The 15023-nt window shown below is 61.4% G+C and carries 18 protein-coding genes and 1 pseudogene; 17 read left to right on the top strand and 2 right to left on the bottom strand.

Going from position 1 to position 15023, the window contains the following annotated elements:
• A pseudogene (locus TQ29_RS19395) lies at window positions 1-454 on the bottom strand (DUF2493 domain-containing protein); the annotation flags it as partial.
• A gap of 680 nt (window positions 455-1134) precedes the next feature.
• On the opposite strand from TQ29_RS19395, the gene TQ29_RS19400 reads away from it, so the two are divergent.
• The 6 genes from TQ29_RS19400 (at window position 1135) to TQ29_RS19425 (ending at window position 5775) form a co-directional block, all read left to right on the top strand.
• Window positions 1135-2217: an ATP-binding protein gene (locus TQ29_RS19400; protein ID WP_054540752.1), complete on the top strand. Its 1083-nt coding sequence runs from the start codon at window positions 1135-1137 to the stop codon at window positions 2215-2217.
• Window positions 2218-2269: 52 nt separating this feature from the next.
• The gene (locus TQ29_RS20855) at window positions 2270-2674 is read left to right on the top strand and encodes a hypothetical protein (RefSeq protein ID WP_157445677.1); all 405 of its coding nucleotides are present in this window, start codon (window positions 2270-2272) and stop codon (window positions 2672-2674) included.
• Window positions 2671-3207 (top strand): S8 family serine peptidase, encoded by a 537-nt coding sequence (locus tag TQ29_RS19405; RefSeq protein ID WP_157445678.1) that lies wholly within the window; start codon window positions 2671-2673, stop codon window positions 3205-3207. The genes TQ29_RS20855 and TQ29_RS19405 overlap by 4 nt, the downstream gene beginning before the upstream one ends.
• A 44-nt stretch (window positions 3208-3251) precedes the next feature.
• Window positions 3252-4603 (top strand): IS3 family transposase gene (locus TQ29_RS19415; RefSeq protein WP_157445679.1). Its coding sequence is split into 2 segments (ribosomal slippage): window positions 3252-3588 and window positions 3588-4603, totalling 1353 coding nucleotides; the frame shifts between segments, so codons are not numbered across the junction.
• A 603-nt stretch (window positions 4604-5206) separates the two neighbouring features.
• A complete protein-coding gene (locus TQ29_RS19420; RefSeq protein ID WP_054540756.1) occupies window positions 5207-5449 on the top strand; it encodes a type II toxin-antitoxin system ParD family antitoxin in 243 nt (80 codons plus the stop codon).
• Window positions 5450-5454: 5 nt separating this feature from the next.
• Window positions 5455-5775 (top strand): type II toxin-antitoxin system RelE/ParE family toxin, encoded by a 321-nt coding sequence (locus TQ29_RS19425; RefSeq protein WP_054540757.1) that lies wholly within the window; start codon window positions 5455-5457, stop codon window positions 5773-5775.
• 14 nt (window positions 5776-5789) lie between these two features.
• Here the strand turns inward: TQ29_RS19425 and TQ29_RS19430 are convergent, their stop codons facing one another.
• On the bottom strand, window positions 5790-6044 hold the full coding sequence (locus TQ29_RS19430; protein WP_082386803.1) for a hypothetical protein: 255 nt from the start codon (window positions 6042-6044) through the stop codon (window positions 5790-5792).
• Between the two features lie 216 nt (window positions 6045-6260).
• Here TQ29_RS19430 and TQ29_RS19435 point away from each other — a divergent pair, with 216 nt between their 5' ends.
• From TQ29_RS19435 to TQ29_RS19485, 11 genes are read left to right on the top strand one after another with little or no spacing between them, the layout of a single operon-like run.
• Window positions 6261-6587, top strand: coding sequence for a hypothetical protein (locus TQ29_RS19435; RefSeq protein ID WP_010138156.1), 327 nt, complete (start codon window positions 6261-6263; stop codon window positions 6585-6587).
• Window positions 6544-7227: a lytic transglycosylase domain-containing protein gene (locus tag TQ29_RS19440; RefSeq protein WP_054540758.1), complete on the top strand. Its 684-nt coding sequence runs from the start codon at window positions 6544-6546 to the stop codon at window positions 7225-7227. Before TQ29_RS19435 ends, TQ29_RS19440 begins: the two co-directional genes overlap by 44 nt.
• Window positions 7224-7514 (top strand): TrbC/VirB2 family protein, encoded by a 291-nt coding sequence (locus TQ29_RS19445; protein ID WP_054540759.1) that lies wholly within the window; start codon window positions 7224-7226, stop codon window positions 7512-7514. Before TQ29_RS19440 ends, TQ29_RS19445 begins: the two co-directional genes overlap by 4 nt.
• Window positions 7515-7523: 9 nt before the next feature.
• Window positions 7524-7802 carry a type IV secretion system protein VirB3 gene (locus TQ29_RS19450; RefSeq protein WP_009574151.1) on the top strand — a complete coding sequence of 93 codons (279 nt, stop codon included), beginning with the start codon at window positions 7524-7526 and terminating at the stop codon, window positions 7800-7802.
• Window positions 7792-10176: a type IV secretion system protein B4 gene (locus TQ29_RS19455; protein WP_054540760.1), complete on the top strand. Its 2385-nt coding sequence runs from the start codon at window positions 7792-7794 to the stop codon at window positions 10174-10176. Before TQ29_RS19450 ends, TQ29_RS19455 begins: the two co-directional genes overlap by 11 nt.
• Window positions 10173-10388: a hypothetical protein gene (locus TQ29_RS19460; protein WP_054540761.1), complete on the top strand. Its 216-nt coding sequence runs from the start codon at window positions 10173-10175 to the stop codon at window positions 10386-10388. The genes TQ29_RS19455 and TQ29_RS19460 overlap by 4 nt, the downstream gene beginning before the upstream one ends.
• Before the next feature lie 4 nt (window positions 10389-10392).
• On the top strand, window positions 10393-11547 hold the full coding sequence (locus tag TQ29_RS19465) for a lytic transglycosylase domain-containing protein (RefSeq protein WP_054540762.1): 1155 nt from the start codon (window positions 10393-10395) through the stop codon (window positions 11545-11547).
• Window positions 11544-12341 (top strand): type IV secretion system protein, encoded by a 798-nt coding sequence (locus TQ29_RS19470; RefSeq protein WP_054540763.1) that lies wholly within the window; start codon window positions 11544-11546, stop codon window positions 12339-12341. The genes TQ29_RS19465 and TQ29_RS19470 overlap by 4 nt, the downstream gene beginning before the upstream one ends.
• Before the next feature lie 14 nt (window positions 12342-12355).
• Window positions 12356-13003, top strand: coding sequence for a virB8 family protein (locus TQ29_RS19475; protein WP_054540833.1), 648 nt, complete (start codon window positions 12356-12358; stop codon window positions 13001-13003).
• Window positions 13000-13701, top strand: coding sequence for a TrbG/VirB9 family P-type conjugative transfer protein (locus tag TQ29_RS19480; protein ID WP_157445680.1), 702 nt, complete (start codon window positions 13000-13002; stop codon window positions 13699-13701). Before TQ29_RS19475 ends, TQ29_RS19480 begins: the two co-directional genes overlap by 4 nt.
• Complete coding sequence (locus TQ29_RS19485; RefSeq protein WP_054540764.1) at window positions 13698-15023, top strand: TrbI/VirB10 family protein; 1326 nt, start codon at window positions 13698-13700, stop codon at window positions 15021-15023. The genes TQ29_RS19480 and TQ29_RS19485 overlap by 4 nt, the downstream gene beginning before the upstream one ends.

Here is a 15023-nt window from a genome sequence, read left to right on the forward strand (position 1 = left end):
GCGCCCGGACGCTCGCGCGCGACCCGGCTGCCGGGATGAAGGCGTGGCCCGTCTCGATCTCGTAGCATTCCGCCGCAGCCTCGCTCATTACCTCGATGGCGCTGACGATCTCGCGCAGCTGCACAAAGCGCGCCTGCGCCTCTTCGAGCGCGGTCTCGGCGATCTCTGATCCGTCGTGAGATTTTGCCAGCGCACCGATCTTGTCGGCGGTGCGGTCGACCTCCTTGCCAAGCGCCACCTTGCGGCGCTGCAGGATCGTGGCGAGCCCATGGGCCAGCGGTTCGATTTCGGCTTCAAGCCCGGTGTTGCGCAATTGACCGAGCAGAACCTCGAAGCTTTCGCGGATGATGTGGTCGCTCAGGACGTGATCTTCCGGGATCGGCAGCTGCGCGTCCTTCTCGGTCAGTCCGAAAAGTTCGATCGTCTCGTAGGTGTTTGCGGTGTCGTAAGCCATGTCTGGTCTCCAGTGTTCGGTTCCAAGGCCACCACGTGAGTGTGGGGGCATGGCCGAATGCCTGGTTTCCGAATCTGCCCGGGTCAGGGACGGCGCAGCCGCCGGCTTGCCGGACGCAAAAGTTTTCCGCGCGCTGCACCCGACACATGCGCGCCCTCACGCATGGGACCGCCCCGCGCCACGGGCCGCGCCCTCGCCGAAAAGTTTTGCGATCCTTGACGCGGGCTGATTTGGGGGCCATCCGGAGGATATGCTTCCGCACTTATGTGTGTGTTTTGACGGTAGGTTTGCCCGACCCGAGCAGGCAAACGGCCCGACCGGACTCGGAAGACGGATGAAGCGGCGGGATCGTTTTGCCCCGCAAAACAGACCAGAGCGCAATCCGGCGGAGCGGCCGGGGAGGGACGTGCTCGCGAGGCGGGCAAACCGGGGCCTGGGTGCGACGCCGCGGTGAGGCCGCATGGCCGAATGCGCGACGGACCGAAGGGCCGTTCTCCCCTGCGACACGCGAAGCCGAGCTGGGGAGGCCGACAGGCTGGGACTCAGGTCGATGGTCGAGTGCACAAAACCGACACACTCCGCATGCAAACCGTGCAAATTGTCTGGTCTGTTAAAGGGTTCGGATGTAGAAAAGACCCTATCAACGCTGAAAATGATCATTCAGAAAGAGCAGTTCGACTTTGGCTTCCGCCCAACAACTCATCGGTCTCGTCAAGAGCCACGCAGAAGGGGACGCTGATCGTTTTTACGATCTGGCGATGCAACTCTCGGCGGCCGAAGAGCAGAAGGGACACACCCGACTGGCTGAACAGTTGCGGCAGTGGGCTGAAGCGGGGCAAAAGCCGCCAGCAAAGCGAACCCCTGCAGTCACCCCTATCGCAACGCCTCGCGGCGATCTTGCAGAGTTTCTTGCCGCGTCTTATCCGACGGAGCGACTCGTCGATGTAATTTTACCGGATAGGATTGGGAGTGAACTGTCGCATCTCGTCTTCGAGACGCGTATGCGCGAAAAGCTCGAGGCAAAAGGCCTGAAGCCACGGAGGCGCGTTCTCCTCTCTGGTCCTCCCGGTACCGGCAAGACACTGAGTGCGTCAGCACTGGCCGGGGAGCTGCAGTACCCCTTATTTTCGGTCATGCTCCACGGTCTAATAACGAAGTTCATGGGCGAAACGGCGCAGAAATTGAAGATGGTCTTTGATGCCATCAAGACGACACGCGGTATCTACCTGTTCGATGAAATTGACGCTTTGGCTGCGGCCCGGGGCGGTGAGAACGATGTCGGCGAAGCCCGGCGGGTTCTGAACTCATTCTTGCAGTTCCTGGATGAAGACACAGGGCCTTCGATCGTCGTCGCCACTACAAACTTGCCGGGAATTCTTGACCGCGCCGTTCTGCGCCGCTTCGATCTCGTGTTGCCCTATGTGATGCCCGATGGTCCCGCCATCCGACAGGCACTCGAACGCCGTCTGATCGGTTTCTCGTTCAATCGAATAGGATGGAAGCGGGTGACGGATGTCGCCACTGGCCTCTCAACGGCCGATATTGTGGCGGCGGCGGAAGATGCCGCGAGACGTGCGGTTTTGAATGATACTGACAAGATTGCGACACAGGATTTGCTTGACGCCCTCGAACGCCGACGGTCGCTCCAAGATTTAGGGACCAATGACAATGGCACGAGAGCTTCCACACTTCCACCTTCGCAATCTAGGACAACCTCGCCCATTCCAGGCAAAGGGCAGGGGCGGGTCCAAAAGACCAAGTGATGTCCCCAATCGCGCTGCGCACGCCCAAGCGCTGCTTCAGGCCATCGACGCGTTGCCGGATATTCCGGCCACTGAGCTTCCCGGCGTTTATCTCGAAATCAGCTCCCGTATCGACGAGCGCCTGAAAAAGGATAGCCTAGACGCCAGTGGCCTTATGCTTCTCCGCATCGAAGATTTTCCTATTCCAGGTGGCGCCCAAGAGCGTGCGACGGTGTTTGCAACAGCCAAGGGTATTGAGAACCTGCGCAAAAAGGTCGACCAGTTTCGGACGGAAGACACGCCTGATCGCGAGAAAGATGGTGAATTCATCCCGGGCCGACCAAGAATGCAGACTTGGTTCAAAGCGTCACTGCCATTACGGAAGCGGGATTGCGTGCCCTCTGGCGCAGCCCGCCGGGCAAGTTTCCCGCGGCGGATATTGCGGCAGTCTGGGAGGTTTGGCTCGAGCCCCAAATGACCGAGGCCTTCGTTGCAGCAGCGCCTATCTTTGGTGTGACTGTGGGCGCGGATCGGCTGGAGTTTCCCGAAGATACAGTGGTGGTCGTCCAGGCCGATCGCAATCAGCTTGCCAAAGCCGTCCGGCGACTGGGCGGCGTACGCGCACTTGCCGCTCCGACAATCACTGCAGATTTCTTTGACGGCTTGCCGGTGGCCGAACAGGCACAGTGGGTCGATGAGCTTTCAGGCCGGACCACCTATTCGGATCACCCCAATGCTGGCTACGTTACGCTCCTGGATACTGGTATCAGTCGGGCGCATCCTCTGATTCAGTCGGCGCTTAGCGTGGATGATCGACATGCCGCAAATCCGGCTTGGGGATTGGAGGATGTGAAGGGCCATGGAACGCAGATGGGAGGACTCGCGCTCTTTGGCGATCTGACGCAAAAACTTCATCAGGCGAACCCAGTTATGGTCATGAACCGTCTGGAATCCGTCAAACTCCTGCCAGTGTCTGACGTCAGCACCCATCGGACAGATTTAGGGGTTTGAGCAACGGAGGATTTCTGGTTCATCGAAGCCATTATGGAGCGAAGATGAACAAGACATCCGGAACATCGAAAGACGCCGCTGACAAGCTGGTCAAGGGCATCAAACGAAAGACCCGCAAGCAGTACTCGGCCGAGGAGAAGATCAGGATCGTCCTGGCTGGTCTTCGGGGCGAAGAGAGCATCGCCGTGCTGTGCCGCCGTGAGGGCATTGCCGAGAGCCTGTATTATTCCTGGTCGAAAGAGTTCTTAGAAGCCGGGAAAGCCCGGTTGTCGGGTGATACCGCCCGTCAGGCAACGGTTCCCGAGGTTAAGGGCCTGCGATCCGAGGCACTGGCCCTGAAGGAAGTGGTCGCCGAGCTGACACTCGAGAACCGGCTGCTCAAAAAAAGCATGATCGGAGATGGGGAGGACGGAGAATGAGATACCCCGCCTCAGAGAAGCTCGAGATCATCCACACGGTCGAGGCGTCGCATCTGCCGACCCGACAAACCCTGAAGATGCTTGGTATCCCCAGCAGCACCTACTACGACTGGTACGCCCGCTGGAGCGACGGTGGCTTCGACGCCCTGGCTGATCGTTCGCCCCGTCCTGCGTCGGTCTGGAACCGCATCCCGGACACGGTGCGCGCCGATGTTATCGATTTTGCGCTGGAGCATGAAGACCTGACGCCCCGCGAACTGGCGGTCAGATACACCGACGAGAAGCGCTACTTTGTCTCGGAATCGTCCGTGTACCGCATTCTCAGCGCCGAGGATCTAATCACCGCCCCGGCTCATGTGGTGATCCGGGCGGCCGATGAGTTCCGCGACAAGACCAGCCGCCCGAACGAGCTCTGGCAAACGGACTTCACGTATCTGAAGGTGATCGGCTGGGGCTGGTTCTATCTCAGCACCATCCTCGACGACTATAGTCGGTACATCATCGCCTGGAAGCTCTGCACGACGATGAAGGCCGCAGACGTCACCGATACGCTGGACCTGGCACTGCAGGCCTCGGGCTGCGATCAGGCCACGGTCGTGCACAAGCCCCGGCTGCTCAGCGATAACGGTGCGTCTTACGTCGCGGCCGACCTGGCCGAATACCTTGGGGACAAGGGCATGGATCATGTTCGTGGCGCCCCGCATCACCCGCAAACCCAAGGCAAGATCGAACGCTGGCACCAGACCATGAAGAACCGGGTTCTTCTGGAAAATTACTTCCTGCCCGGCGACCTGGAACGCCAGATCGGCGCCTTCGTCGACCATTACAACAACTACCGCTACCACGAGAGCCTGGCCAACCTGACACCCGCCGACGTCTATCACGGTCGCGGCGCGAAAATCCTGAAGATGCGAGAGGAGATCAAAAAACAGACAATCCGAAACCGCCGGTTGCAGCACCAAGTCGCTGCCGCCTAAACTTGAACAGAAACCGAGCCAGAGCCTTCGTTACAAAACGGCCCCAGAAGTCCGAAAAACTCTGACGACGGACAACGAGGCCATTAGTCCGGATATGCTTAGTGCCGTGGCTGTTGCCACGCTGTGGATCATGTGCTTCATGATGCCGACTCCATCTATAATGGTGCATCGATACGAACCAACATTAATGATAGCAAGGTGATTTGATTGATGGTTGCTTGCGATTGTTCGTTTGTGTCGCTTGACGGCTTCCAAGATCTGACTTCGGTTCTGGCTGTTTCGGCGTCTTGAAAGTGGCCCTAACTGCGGCCCCCCTTCATGTCAGCTTTCAAACAAACATCTGTAATCAAATACAAATGTGGTAATTCAATGCGGCCATTAAAGCGGTCATGGAGGAACAGACCGCTTGAGTTCGTCAAACGGCGTGTCGCAGCGCTCATGGACTCGGGACGGGCAGTATCGGAAAACTGTCCCGCCTGGTTCCCCGGCTGGAACCCGGACGCAGAAGGACGGGATGGAGCAACGAGCCATTGTTGAGATCGAACATCAGCTTGAAGATTTGTGTCAGTATCTGATATGATTGAGCATGAATAGGAGAGTCTGATGCCAAACGTCCACCTGACCGAACCGATGCAGAAATATGCGCAGGCGCAGATCGAGTCTGGCGCCTACGCCAATCTGAGCGAAGTCGTGCGCGCCGGCGTCAGGATGCTGATGGAGAAGGATGGCGCCCGGCAGTTCTACGCCCTCAAGGCCGATCTCGAGATGGCAGCCGCCCTAGCCGAAAATGGGGACTTCGCCGAGTTCGATGCTCATGCCTTCGAACCAGATGCGTTTGATCGCTGACCTACATGACCATTCGGCTTTCCGATCAGGCCAAGTCCGACCTTGAAGAGATACGCACCTACACCGTCGAGACCTGGGGCAGGGACCAATGGCTCGTCTATTACCGCCAGTTGGTCACCGCCTTCGAACGGATCACCGGGGATCCCGACCTGGGCCGGGACAGGAGTCTCTTTGTCCCGGGGATGCGGTCCGTCAATTGCCAGCGTCACGTGATCTTCTACAAGCGGCTCGATGCGGCGGATGGCGCGGCAGTCATCCTGCGCATCGTGCACCAGCGCCGCAACATGCCCGCGCTCGTCTACTACGAGGATCTCGACGGCGGTTAAGCCCATGCGTTTCTTCATTCCAATAGTTCGACCAGTCTTCCATAGTCTTCACTGACCTCGCGTGCCTCCTGAAACGCACGTTGACGCTCAGCATCAAGGCAAAGGAAGTGTTCCTGGATGTCGGCGATGTAGTCTTCGAAATCAGAACGCAGCAGATCGGCATATTCTCGAACGTCTTCCGGCCGCTCGGGCAGGAAGGGCCGTTCCGGCGCGATACAGGCGTTTGCGATTTGGCCGATCAGTCCGAAAGGCACAACAAGACCAAGCAAGCCGTGTCGAAATGCACAAAACATGCGCAGGGCAAAACTCCTTTGCCACTTCAAATTTATGGTTTCGTGCGATAGCTACCTATTGCAGCCAAAGACGGTTCGTCAACTCGAATATATCGTCTTGCTATCATTAATGTTGTTTTGTATCGCTCACGGTGTTGCGACCCCGTGGGCCTGATACTGCACCCAGGCAGAACAAGGACCCAAGGGAAGGCCATGATAGAAGAAGCCCCGAATGTGGTTACAGAAGACGGACTGCGCGGCTTGCTCGCCGAGGGCTACCTCATTGAGGTGGTCTGCAAGGAGAGAGCAGAGAAGCGCCATAACAGCTGGTACGGCTCGTGGGTCATCCGCGCCGTCGCCACTGATGGGCGTGACGATAAGATGCTCGTCACCAGCCGAAGCGTCCTCAAGCTCCGCGACTTCAAAACCATCGTTGGCCTTGTCAGTTTCCTGGCCGACATGGGCTGTACGACCGCTAGCATCCCACTTGAAGAAGGTGGCCGCGAACGCCACGCCGCGCCTCCGGTCAAAGGCAGCTGACCGCGCGACCGCGCTCGTCGTTGCTTTGGGTACAGGCGTTTGTTCCGCGCCCCCGGCCCTGGCCGACGGTTTCATCTTTTCGGTTGGCCCAGACGGCCAATTGATTTCCACTTCTCAAGAGGCAAACGGGCGCCTTTTTCTCTTCGCAGAACCTCGCGTTCCTGACGCAACGAGCGAGACAGCGATCCCGGCTCGATCCGCCGCCCGAGCCACCCCAGAAATCCTCCATGCGATCGAGACCACGGCGCTACGGTATGCCGGGCATGGTGCGCTGCGTCGCGCGGGGCTTTCCGTCACTGATTGGGCGCTCCTTTACCGAGCCAACATTGAAGTCGAGAGCGCATACAATCCGGCTGCACGTAGCCCTGTCGGTGCCATAGGCCTCGGGCAGCTTATGCCGGATACTGCCCGCGACCTCGGCGTGGACCCACATGACATTGCGCAGAACCTCGACGGATCAGCTCGCTACCTGCTCATGATGCTCGACCAGTTCGGCGAGGGCTCTCTGGCCCTCGCGGCATACAACGCTGGCCCTGAGGCGGTCACACGCCACGGCGGCATTCCCCCTTTTCGCGAAACCCAAGGGCATGTGGCCCGTGTGACTGCCGTGTTTGAGCGGCTCAGAGGAGATCTTTCATGACATCGAGACCTTCGATCGTCGCGCTCGGCGCGATGGCCCTTATCGTGCTGGCGGGTCCAGCGCTTGCACAGAGCATCGATCTCTCGCCGGTACAGACCCTGCTTCAAGGAATTGTCGATGCGATCACCGGTCCCTTGGGGATCGTGATTGGCACGCTCGCACTGATCGGGGTGTTCCTTTCCTGGCTCTTTGGCATCCTCGACTTTCGTCAGGCGCTCTGGGTCGTGGTTGCAATCGCGGGCATCGCCGCAGCACCGACCATCGTCGCCGCCATCTGGACCACCTGAGCTCCATCCATGGCTGACCAGTCCCGCGTGTTCATCGGTCTTCTCAGGCCACCCAAGCTGATGGGCTTGCCGATCATGTATGCCATGGTCTGGCTCTTCGGCTCGACGCTTCTGTTCCTCTGGGTGCAGAGCTGGGTGGTGGCTGTGTTCGCGGGGCTGGCCTGGCCGGCGCTTTGGAAAGCCGCAGACTGGGATCCGAACTTCCTCGATGTCCTGGTGATCACCCTGCAGGAAACCCCGCCGACCACGAACCGCAAGCTGCACGGAGGCGACAGCTATGCCCCGTGATGGACTTGCCAATGACGTAGCGGAGGCGCTCGATCCGCTGACTGCGCTACCCGCATGGGTCAAGGGCGAGAAGCGGCTCTCAATGATGCTGCCCTACGTGAGCCTCGTGACCGACCGGACGATCCGAACACGCGGCAACGAACTGATGCAGTGCATCAGGCTCGAGGGGGTGAACAGCACCACGAGCGAGGACGGGCATCTCGACCGGATCGGAGGGTTGCTGGCTGGCATCGTCGCGCAGGTGGGGACGGAGTTCTCCTTCTACCTGCACAAGGTGTCGAAAGCGGTTGATGTGACCCTGCCGCCCGTTCCGGGCGAGGGGTTTGCGGCTGCCGTCGACGAACGATGGCACGCGCATCTCGGCCGCGCGGGTTTGCGCGACAAGACGCTGACCCTGACGGTGCTGAAGCGACCTGAGACCCGCAGCCGCTTGCCGTTAGGACTTGGGGCGTCTCGCTCGCGACATGCGGCCGACACCACCCGCCGCTTGCGCAAGCTCGACGAGGTTGTGGGGTTTCTGCTGTCCTCCTTCGATGAGCTGAAGCCCCGCCTGCTGGCCGCAAGCACCGGAGAGCTTCTGGGCTTCCTCGGTTCACTCAACACGGGCGAGGAGCACCCGCTCTTCCCCCGGTCGCGCCTCGGTGTGATCGCCGAGGACGTAGCCAATACGCGCGTCACCTTCCGCGGCACGACCATCGCACTCTCGGACGGTGCCGTCGGCGACAAGCTCGGGGCGATCTTTGCGGTGAAGAACTACCCCGCCAAGACCGATAGCCTGATGCTCGACGAGTTGAATCTGCCCGTCGACATGGTGGTCACGCACTCTTTTGTGCCGATCAACGCCAACATCATGGCGGGCCGGATCAAGCGGCAGCTGCGGCTAATGCAGGCCGCCAATGACGGAGCCGTCAGTCTCGCCCAGGAACTGGAACTCGCGCAGGACGATCTGGAATCCAAACGCCTGATCTTTGGCGAGCACCACATGACCGTGGCCGTCTATGCCCGCACCCAGACGGCGCTTGACGACATCGCGGCCGAAATCCGCAACATCTCCGCCACCTCCGGCATCAACCTGATCTCGGAAGCCTTCGGCGCACGGGCGCATTTCATGGCGCAGCATCCGGGGAATACTGGGGCGCGCAGCCGCAAGGCCGCGATCACGAACCACAACTTCGCCGATCTCGCTACCTTCCACCGCACCCCGCTCGGAAAGACAGGGCGGGAAGTCCCCTGGGGCGTGCCGATCACGCTCTTTCCGACACCTGAGCGCAGTGGTTTTCGCTTCAACTTCCACGAACAGGGCGCGCCGGAACGCGAGCCCACGGGAGGCCACACGCTGATCCTCGGCCGTCCCGGCTCCGGCAAATCCGTCCTGGCGGCTTTCCTGATGACCATGGCCCGGCGGGCAGGTGCGCGGGTCTTCGTCTTCGACTATCGCGCGGGCATGGAGATGGCCGTCCGCGCGCTCGGCGGCAGCTATTCGACCGTGCGGGCGGGGCGCCCCACGGGCCTCAATCCGCTCCAGACCGAGATCGACGTGCGGGGCCAGGCATGGCTTGCTGATTGGCTCGCGAGCCTCTTGGAGCGGCGCGATCGACCGCTGACCCCGGTTCAGACCAACCGACTGCAGGAAGTCGTGCGCCAGAACGCCAGCGCAGGACATGCGGGCCTGCGGAACTGGTCGGATTTCGCCTCGCTGCTGGTCTCGACCGATGACGAGGGCGATCTCTTCGAGCGTATGCAGGAATGGACGGCCGAGGGTCGCTACGGCTGGATCTTCGGGGCCAATGCCGAGGACAGTTTCAGCATCGACGGTGACATCGCGGGCTTTGACCTCACCGGAATCCTCGATTCCGAGAGCGAGCGGGAACGCATGGCGGTCCTGTCCTACCTCTTCCGCCGGGTCGAGCGCGTGATCGAAGACCGCAAGCCCACCATCATCGTCATCGACGAGGCATGGAAAGCCCTCGACAACGCCTATTTTGCGGAGCGGCTCAGCAATTGGCTGGTGACCGCCCGCAAGCAGAACGCCGTCGTCGTGATGATGACGCAATATGCCAGCCAGCTCGAGCGCACGCGCACCGGCAAGACCATCGTGGAAGCGGTGCCGACGCAGGTGCTCTTGCCCAACATTCGTGCTTCCGCCGCTGACTACGCGATGCTCGGCCTGACCGAGAAAGAGCTCGACGTGCTTCTAGGCGTCGGCTCGGCCTCGCGGCTCGCGCTTGTACGCGACGACCGTGGTTCCGTCGTGATCGATGCCGATCTCAGCGCGCTCGGCCCCCTCGTGACCATCCTTGGCGGAATGGAGAAGGGCGAAGCGCTTGTCGGCGCTGATTATCGCGAACGTCCTGATTTCTGGAGAGTGACATGACCCGTACCATCATTCGCAGCGTCGTGCTGCTCGGGCTCGGCCTGACCCTGACAGCCTGTGCGCAGTATAACCCCCCGCAAGCCAACTGCTTCAATTTTCGCGAGGCTCCTGCGCAGGTGGGAACCGCCACCGCCACGATCTCGACCATGGGGGCGGAGGTCACGCGCCGCGACACGGCCTGCGATTTCGTCCTCTTGGGGGCGGGCGGCTGAGCCAATGCGGACCTGGCTTCCTCTCTCGATGATCGGCTTTGCACTGGCAGGTCCCACACTGGGGCCAGCGGTCGCCCAAGGCGTGCCGACCTTCGATCTGCGCCTCTTCGCAGAGCGGCAGGCCATCCTTGAGCAGACCGATCGGGACCTGGCACTGCAGCAGGACCGGCTAAGCCGCGAGGAGGAACTGGCCGAAATCGAGCGCCAGCAACTCGCCTCCCTCGAAGGGCTGATGGATGCCATGTCGCTTGGCGCTGGAGACGTGGCCGGAACCGTGGCGGGGCTCGAGGCGGTAGACGACGTCGAAAGCGCGGCCGCCAGTCTTTATGCGCCCGAGGACACCAACCCAGCGGCAGCGCGGATGTTCGGCGATGCCCGGGAGGGGATCGAGGAGCTGATCATCCGCGCAGCACGCGACACCCATAGTCTGTCCGGGGTCGGCCGCGCAGGTCTTTCGCTCGTGCAATGGCGCTGTCTCTTGCAGGCGCTGATCTGGCAGGAAAGCCGTTTCCAGATCGGGGCACGCTCGCCCGTGGGGGCCTTCGGACTTACCCAGATCATGCCCGGTACCGCGGGCGATCTCGGGATCTACCCGGCCTATTACGACGATCCCTATCTGCAGGTCACCGGCGGTGCGCGATACCTCGCACAAATGCTGAACATGTTCGATGGCAACATTATCCATGCGCTCGCCGCCTATAACGCCGGGCCGGGCAATGTGCAGGATTATGGCGGTGTGCCACCATTCGCGGAAACCCAGCATTATGTCGTGGTGATCCCGCAGCAGTACAACAGCTACCTCGCGGCCGTAGGCGGCATCGATGCGCTCGGCACCATCGACCCTGTGCTCCTCGCCAACGCGAGTTTCAGCCTCTCGGCCCACGGCGCAGGGGTCTATGGTGACTATTCGCTGGTCTCGGTCCGTGCCGCCGCGCTGCGGGTTCAGGACATCATCACCCGCATTGGTGAGACCGAGGATCTCCACGAGGCCATCGCGCTCAACACCTATGCCCGGGCCGAACTGGCCCGGCTGGTCGCAATCCGGACCCGGATCAAGGCCGCCCGAACCGAGCCACTCAGCGCCGAGCAGATCGCCTTGGCGGCGGCCCAGGCTGCCGAGCGGCAATTCATGGATTTCAGTCAGGAGGATTTGCGTTGAACCTGCGCCTGCCCCGTTCCCTTTTCGCCGGTAGCATCGCTCTCGCGCTTGCCCTCAATGTCACCGGACCTGTCGCGGCACAGGGTGTGCCCACGGTGGACACTCAGAACATTGCCCAGGAAATCCGCCAGCTTCAGCAGATGTTGCAGGATTTCGGGATCCAGACCGATCTTCTGGACAATGCGTTGGAGCAACTGGACATGCTGCAAAGCCAGCTCGATCAGCTGAACGAGATGTATGCCTCGCTCACCGGGCCGCGCAGCATCCTCGGGCTTGCCATGGGCGGGAACCTCGACACTTTGCTTGAGGCCAACTTCGAAGACATCCCCGGCCTGATCCGGGGCATCCAGGCGGGCGATTGGAGCGCTCTCATCGGGCCCAATGCCGGGCCCATGCGCACGCAGATGGAACAGGCGCTGGCAAGTGCCGGGTTCGACGAGGATTCACTCCGCGAAATCGCCACCAGCGGCAATCCGGGCGCCGAAGGCGTGGCCACGCGGGCAACCACAGGTGCTGTAATGTCGGCGGCGGCGCAGAACAGCCACGCAGAGGCGGAACAGTCTCTCGAACGGGTGGAACGTCTGGTCGAGATGATCCCGGACATGGAGGATCTCAAAGCCTCGATGGATCATAACACGCGCGTCACGGCGGAACTTGCTATCGCCATGACCCGGATGTGGGAACTGGAAGCGATCCAGACCCTCGGCGCAGGCAATGCAGGCGTGGTTGATGCCGCCACCGTCGCCGAAGAGCGCCGCTACATGGACTTCACCTTGCCGGATCTTGAGCCATGAGTGGGGCAGGCGTGATGACTGCGCGCGAACTCGTGGAAGAGGAACTTGTTTACGGTGCCCTGCGCCGTGAACAGCTTTGGCGAGTGATCGGCCTTTCCGGGGCGGGCTTTGGCGTATTCGGCTGTTTGACGGCTGCGGCTGTCGCGCTGATGGTCGAAACGCCGCCTCCCGTGGTTGTGCCATACGATCCCGCGACCGGGATGGCGCTCCCCAATGCCACGGTTGAAACCGTGTCGCTCGCCGAACGGCCTGCCGTGATCGAAGCGCAAGTCTACCGCTACATTCTGGACCGCGAAACCTACAACCAGCTCGACAACGATCTTCGTGTCCGCCGTGTCCTGGCACAGTCTTCCGGGTCGGCCGAGGCCAGCATGCGCGCGATGTGGACATCGGGGCAGGAGAGCTATCCGCCGACGCGTTACGGGGCTGCGGCCGAGATGGCCGTTGAGATCGCATCGATCACCCTTATTGGCGATAACCGCGCCCAGGTGCGGCTCAGAAAGCGCCTGACAAGCCCGCAAGGGGTACAGGATGGATCGTTCACTGCCACGTTGATGTTCGAATTCCGGCCCGAGCGGACCCGCGCGATCGACGATGTCTGGCAAAACCCTTTCGGTTTCACCGTCACCCAATATGCCATCCGATCGGACCGTTCCGAATGACCCGCACTGCAATCACTACGCTGTTTGCTGCCGGATTTCTCGCGTTCGCGGGAACGACTGCCTTGGCCGAAACGACGCCCCGCCCAGGTTCTCATGACAATCGCGTGCGCGTCGCGACCTGGACTGAAGGTCAGGTTTACCGTGTCGTCACGACTCTGACCCGCGTCACCACAGTCGAATTCGGTGAGGGTGAAACCATCCGCTCGATCATCGCCGGCGATACGGTCGGGTTTCAATTCGACGGTGTCCCGGGTGGCCGTGCCTTCGCCATCAAGCCGACAGCATCTGGCGTCGCCACCAACATCACCGTCTACACCAACCGCCGCTCCTACTACTTCCATGTCGTCGAAGCCCGGGAGACGCCGCATTATGTCGTGCAGTTCCGCTATCCTGAAAACCGCGTGCAACCCACCAGGGCGGTTGCGGCCGATGCGCCGAACGCGAACTATGCGGTCAGCGCCCGAGAAGAGTTCACGCCGACGGCCATCTGGGATGATGGTACCTTCACGTATTTCCGGTTCGCACGGAATGCACCGGTGCCCGCCATCTTCCGATATTCGAACGGGAGGGAACGCGCGGTGAACAGCCACACCTCAAGTGACGGCGTCATCCGCGTGTCCGGCGTCAACCGACAATGGGTCCTTCGCCTTGGCGAAGATGTGGTTTGCGTCCAGGACGCAGGGCAGGCCACATCATGACCGAAGGTACGGAAGACCTCGCCGCGCGCCTCGCGGCTCTCGAAGGCTCGACAGGCAAAGCGAAGGCCAACAAGCGGCCTGCGCCGCTTGCCGCGATCCTTGGTGTCGTCGGCATTGCGGCAGCAGGTGGTCTGGCGTGGGCTGCCCTACAGCCGTCGGCAGAAACACCAATGGCGACCGCCGCGCCGGAAGAGTTCCAGAGCAGCGGCCCCGGATTCGGAGATCTGGCGCCGATTTCTGCCCCGGAGCCCAGCCAAGCCCCGCCTGCGGACACAGGTCCGAGCGAGTCAGAACTCGCGCTGATAGAAAGTCTTGCGACATTGAGAGCGGAACTCGAGGAACTGCGCGCAAGACCGGCCGAGGCCGCGGATAGCGGGGCGGAGCAGGCTATTGCGGACCTGACGGCGCAAATTGCCACCTTACAGGAAGCATCCGCCGAGGCTCAGCGTGCCCTCGAGCGGCAACTGACCGAGCGGGATCGCGAATTGGATCAGCTCCGCATGGACTTGGAACTTGCACGGCTTGCACCACCAGAGCCGACCTCATTGGGACCAAGTGAAGAAGAATTGCGGTTGGCCGAACTAGAAAGGCGGCGCGCAGCCGAAGCCGAGGCCCGCGCAGAGCGTATCGCGTCTCCTATGATCGCCTTCTCCGGGATGGGCGCGGGTGCGGATAGGGAGAATACGCTGGAAGCCGCGCGACTGAATGCAGATGAAGCCTTTGTTCGTTCGGGCGCGCAACCTGCACAGGTGACACGTGCCGAAGTGATCGCGAACCCATCGAACACGGTTGTTCAGGGCACCATGATTCAGGCTGTGACAGAGACGGCCCTCGACAGCACACTGCCCGGCGCGATCCGCGCCATCGTCTCGGAAGACGTCCATTCTTTCGATGGAACGCGTATCCTGATCCCGCGCGGCGCGCGGCTGATCGGGCGCTACCGCTCCGATGTCGCACTCGCCCAATCGCGCGTCATGGTGGCATGGGACCGGATCATCTTGCCCGATAATCAGACCGTGCAGGTTAGCGCCTTCGGTGGAGACGAACTTGGCCGTACTGGCACCACCGGGTTTGTCGACACCCGTTTCGCGCAACGCTTCGGCTCCGCCGCGCTGATCTCCTTGATCGGCGCCCTGCCTGCGGCTGCAGCGGGTCAGATCGACAGCGAGGCGGCGGCCGATGTCGCGAGCGATGTCGGCACGGACCTGCGCGACAGCACCCAGAGCGTGATGCAGGACTATCTGGCGATCCGGCCAGTGATACATGTCGATCAGGGCACCCGGATCACGGTCATGGTTGATCGTGACCTCGAGATTTTCTGA

Source organism: Actibacterium sp. EMB200-NS6, assembly GCF_001305615.1.
In the GTDB taxonomy this organism is placed as follows: Bacteria; Pseudomonadota; Alphaproteobacteria; order Rhodobacterales; family Rhodobacteraceae; genus Actibacterium_A; species Actibacterium_A naphthalenivorans.